Below are 4175 nucleotides of genomic sequence, written 5' to 3' on the forward strand. Positions count from 1 at the left end.
GACTATGGCTGGTGCGAGCCTGATATGGCGGCTCGGCTGTTCGGTCGTCGCACCGAGGAAGACAAGGCTGACCAGCCCGCCACCGGCCCGGCGACGGGCTGCCTGCGGGTGAGCGATGCCCGCCTGCCGGAGGCCGAGCGGGCCTGGCTGGCAGGGCCGGAAGGCCAGGGCCTGCGGCCACATCTGTTCCGCACGCTCTACAGCACCGCCATTGATGGCAAGACCGGCACCGCCAGGGACCACTCGCTGCGTGGTATTGAGGTCGTCGTGCCCATGCAGCTTCAGGCCGTGATCCAGACCCTGCCGGAGCAGGGGGCAGTCCCGCAGGACTGGCAGGCGCTGATCGAACAGGTCCTGCCACTGATCACGGCCGTGGGGGGCTGGCGCAGCCGGGGGCTCGGCCGCGTGGTGCTCTCACTCGACGCAGACCGGGAGGCGGCGGCATGAATCGACAGGCACTGAAAATCACCTTGCTGGATGACGTGGTCCTGAGCCAGCGGAATGCCACCACCGGGGGGCATGAAACCCTGGATTACATTCCCGGCCAGGCCCTGTTGGGCATTGCCGCCAGCCGACTGTATCCCAGCCTGTCGCTGCCGCAGGCCCGGCAGCTCTTCCACAGCGGGCTGCTGCGCTTCGGCAACGGCCTGCCTGCCCGCGGCAATGGGGAGACCGCCGAGCGTGGCTGGCCCATGCCTCTGGCCTGGCACCAGGCCAAGGGTGACAGCCAGAACGGTGCCACCCGTCTTGAAGCGGACCGGGTCCATAACCTGATTCACGTCAACAGCATCCCGGACCCGGATCAGCCGAAGCAAAGCGTACAGCCAGAGCAGCTCCGCCAGGGTTATGTCCTTGCCGACGGCACCGTCATTCGTCCGGCGCGCAACCAGCGGCTGAAGACCGCCATATCCCGCGGTGACGGGCGAGCAGCGGAAGGCCAGCTCTTTGGCTACGAGGCACTTTGCGCCGGGCAAAGCTTCATTGCCGAAATCGAGGCGGATGACGCCATTGAGGAAGCACATTTTCAGTCAGTGATTGACGCCCTCACGGGCGAACGCCTGCTGGGCCGTTCCCGGTCGGCGGAATATGGCCGCGTCAGGATCGAGGCGGTTTCCCTGCCGGCCCCGGAAACAGGCCCGGCCGAAAAGACCCTGACTCTGTGGCTGCTTTCCGATCTCGCCCCCGTGGATGCCCATGGCCAGCCGACCCTCGCGCTGGACCCGGCGGCATTGGGCATTGGCCCCGGTCGTCTCCTCGCTGAGCAGAGCTTTCTCCGTACCCGGCGCTACAGTCCCTGGAATGCCCGGCGTCAGGGCCCTGACAGCGAGCGGGTGGTGTATCAGCAGGGCGGGGTGATCCGCTTTGAGCTGGATGAAGTCCCCGACGAGGCCACCCTGACCCGCCTGGCGGCCGGCATCGGTCTGCACCGGGAAGGGGGCCTGGGCAAGGTGGCCGTTCAACCGTCTTTGCTTGCCGGCGACCATCCCCGATTTACCAGCGCAGCAAAGGCCGCAGAAGCGCAGGGGCCGGCCCGCCCCGAGCGGCCACAATCCGCCCTGATCACCTGGCTGGAAGACCGTCGCCAGGATGAACAGGCTGCAGACGAGGGCCGGGATCAATCGGCCGGCCTCGTCAGAGCCTGGCGGGCAGCCCTCAACAGCGCCCGCAGCCTGCAGGGCGTGCCCGTTGAGAAAGACTTCGGCCCCTCGGCCGCCCAATGGGGCCGGGTCATGGAAGCGGCCAATCAATCCGACAAGGCCGATGAACTCATGGAAAGACTGTTCCAGGGCAATGCCGCCATCATCAAGCCGGGTGCCGAGGGCTGGCAGGAACAGCTGGCATGGCAGCAGGAGATGGTGCCACTGGCCACCCGGCTGCAGCAGCTGCTTGAAGAGGCCAGGGAAGAGGCGGCCACCGAGCGCAGCTTCATCCGCGTGATCCGGCAGTTCGCCCACCAGTGCCAGGCCGATTGCTCAGGGAGGTCCACACAATGACAGACGCAGTCCTGCATATCGCCAGAGTGGTGGTGGAAACCGCCACGCCCCTGTCCATCAGCACCGGCAATCCGGATGGCAATTTCGACACCCGTCTGGTGACCGATGCCAATGACCTGCCGGCCATTCCCGGCTCCAGCCTCGCGGGTGTCATGCGCCACCTGTATGCCGGCCTGGACGCCGTTGATGAGCAACGCCTCAATGATGTCTTTGGTTTTCAGGATCGTAACCTCGGTCAGGCCTCAAGCCTGGCCGTCTCCTGGGGCGTGATGCTCGACAGCCAGGGCCGGGCCGTGGAAGGCCTGCTCAGCCCCGATAGCGAGCGCCTGTCCGATCCCCTGATCGCCGAGGCCCGCCGCCTCACCCGCGAGGCCCCCGCCTTCCGGCATCGGGTCGCCATCAATGACAAGGGCGCGGCGGCGGATACCGGCAAGTTCGACCGCGCCGTGCTGCCCACCGGCTATCGCTTCGCGCTCGAACTTCGCTTCCGGGAAGACAAGGATTCCGGTATCTGGCAGGACCTGCTCGGTCTGCTGCATCACCCCGGCTTTCGTCTCGGCGGTGGTACCCGCGCGGGCTTGGGCAAACTCCGTGTCTGTAGCGTCCACGCCCGCAGTTTCACCCTCCGCGAATCGGCCAGGGCACTGCAGCAGTTGCCCGCCGGTCTCCACGAGACCGATGGACTGGAAGACATTACCGGCGCCTGCCAGGGCTACCGGCCGAATGACCAGGGCTGGCAGGACGGTCGATTGATCCTCAAGCCACGCGGCGCCTGGCGGATCGGGGCGGGCCACCATTCGGTCGCCGAGCTGCTCGGGCAGGATGGCCCGGAAGCCGCCAACACCATGCTGCCCGTGACCGAGGGCTGGGTCCGCTGGGAGAAGGGCAAAGCCCAGATCGTCCGTCACAAGGGCAAGCGCCTGCTTGTGCCCGGCAGCAGTCTCAAGGGGGCCCTGCGCCATCGCTTCATTTACTACGCGAACTGCCTCGCCGGTCGCTGGGCCGAAGACGGCCAGGGCAAGGGTATCCCGGAAGAGGTAAAGCCGCTCTTTGGTGAGCTAAAGGGCGACGGCAGCGGCCAGGCAGGCCGACTCTACCTCGATGACAGCTACCTCAGTCTGGACAAGGTCAAAAGCTGCATTCTGCCCCACAACAGTATCGACCGTTTCACCGGTGGTGTCCGCGACCGGGTGCTGTTTGCCGAGGAAGTCATCAGCGGTGCGGCCCTGCAAATGCCCATCCGCGTGAATGTCCGGCCCATCGAGAGCCTGGAAGACACCGGGCTCAGGCAGCGCATCATCCAGGCTCTCAAGCTCACCCTGGACGATCTCTGCGAAGGCCGCCTGGCCTTCGGTGCCCGTACCACCAGCGGCAACGGCTTCTTCGAAGGCGAACTCAGCGGCTCCCTGCGTGACTGGCTGGACAAGCAAGCCGGGCCTGCAGCCGACAGTGAAAAAGCCCAACCCCAATCCATGGAGGAAAGTGCCTGATGAATGACGCAATGATCAGCGCCTGGGAGAAGCTGCGCCGTTCGGACACGGTCAAGGGGCTGCCTGAATTCCGGGCCAGCGGGCTTGAGTTGGAACACGAAACCATCCAGAGCCATGAGGCACTCATCCAGCAACTGGAGGCATTCGAGCCGACTGCCGGCTGGCTGCAATGCCAGTCCCGTCAATGGCTGTTCCGGGATGGCCTGCCCGACATGAACAGCGCGGCAGAGCAACACGGCGAGCTGCTGAGTGCCGAGGCCGTCAATGACCGGGGCCAGTCACTGGCCATCCGGCAGGACGCCCGCGGCGGCTGGCATCTCACCCGGCTCACCCCCGAAGCAGAAGGCCCCTACCTCTGTGACACCGTCAGCCATCGGGCGGCCACCGAAGCCGGGCAGCACCTTCACTACCGCCGCTACTGGCGGCATGACAAGGATCTGGGCTTTCGCCCGTTCACCGCAGGGCTTATCGGTCTGGGAGGGGAGCAATGAGCAAGCAACAAGGCAACAACCGACTCAAGCACCTGGACGCCGCCTACAACTTCGTCCCCCTGTCTGACTGGGTACACATTCCGGACTGGGGCAATCAGGTCAGCCACGACATCCCCTTCCAGGACGGCCTCAGCGGCGAGATCCACTACGAACTCGTCGCCGACTCCCCGCTCCTGGTGGGCGGCGAACAGGAAAAGAGC

4 protein-coding genes and 1 pseudogene are annotated in these 4175 nt (G+C 65.9%); all 5 read left to right on the top strand.

Features of this window, described 5'->3' with window-relative positions; all coding sequences use genetic code 11:
* A pseudogene (locus ACJWXQ_RS12845) lies at positions 1-447 on the top strand (hypothetical protein); the annotation flags it as partial.
* Entirely contained in the window at positions 444-1994 is a 1551-nt protein-coding gene (locus ACJWXQ_RS12850) for a hypothetical protein (RefSeq protein ID WP_406672953.1), read from the top strand. The pseudogene ACJWXQ_RS12845 and the gene ACJWXQ_RS12850, both read left to right, overlap by 4 nt.
* Complete coding sequence (locus ACJWXQ_RS12855; RefSeq protein ID WP_406672954.1) at positions 1991-3484, top strand: RAMP superfamily CRISPR-associated protein; 1494 nt, start codon at positions 1991-1993, stop codon at positions 3482-3484. Before ACJWXQ_RS12850 ends, ACJWXQ_RS12855 begins: the two co-directional genes overlap by 4 nt.
* Positions 3484-3975, top strand: coding sequence for a hypothetical protein (locus ACJWXQ_RS12860; RefSeq protein ID WP_406672955.1), 492 nt, complete (start codon positions 3484-3486; stop codon positions 3973-3975). The genes ACJWXQ_RS12855 and ACJWXQ_RS12860 overlap by 1 nt, the downstream gene beginning before the upstream one ends.
* Positions 3972-4175: hypothetical protein (locus tag ACJWXQ_RS12865; protein WP_406672956.1), on the top strand; the 204-nt coding region annotated here is incomplete at its 3' end. The genes ACJWXQ_RS12860 and ACJWXQ_RS12865, both read left to right, overlap by 4 nt.

This window comes from Natronospira sp. (assembly GCF_007134575.1).
GTDB classification, from domain to species: domain Bacteria; phylum Pseudomonadota; class Gammaproteobacteria; order Natronospirales; family Natronospiraceae; genus Natronospira; species Natronospira elongata.

What these genes read in the sequence shown, in the direction of transcription:
- ACJWXQ_RS12860 (WP_406672955.1), top strand. Translation starts at nt 3,484, where the DNA reads ATGAATGACGCAATGATCAGCGCCTGGGAGAAGCTGCGCCGTTCGGAC.
- ACJWXQ_RS12850 (WP_406672953.1), top strand. Translation starts at nt 444, where the DNA reads ATGAATCGACAGGCACTGAAAATCACCTTGCTGGATGACGTGGTCCTG.
- ACJWXQ_RS12855 (WP_406672954.1), top strand. Translation starts at nt 1,991, where the DNA reads ATGACAGACGCAGTCCTGCATATCGCCAGAGTGGTGGTGGAAACCGCC.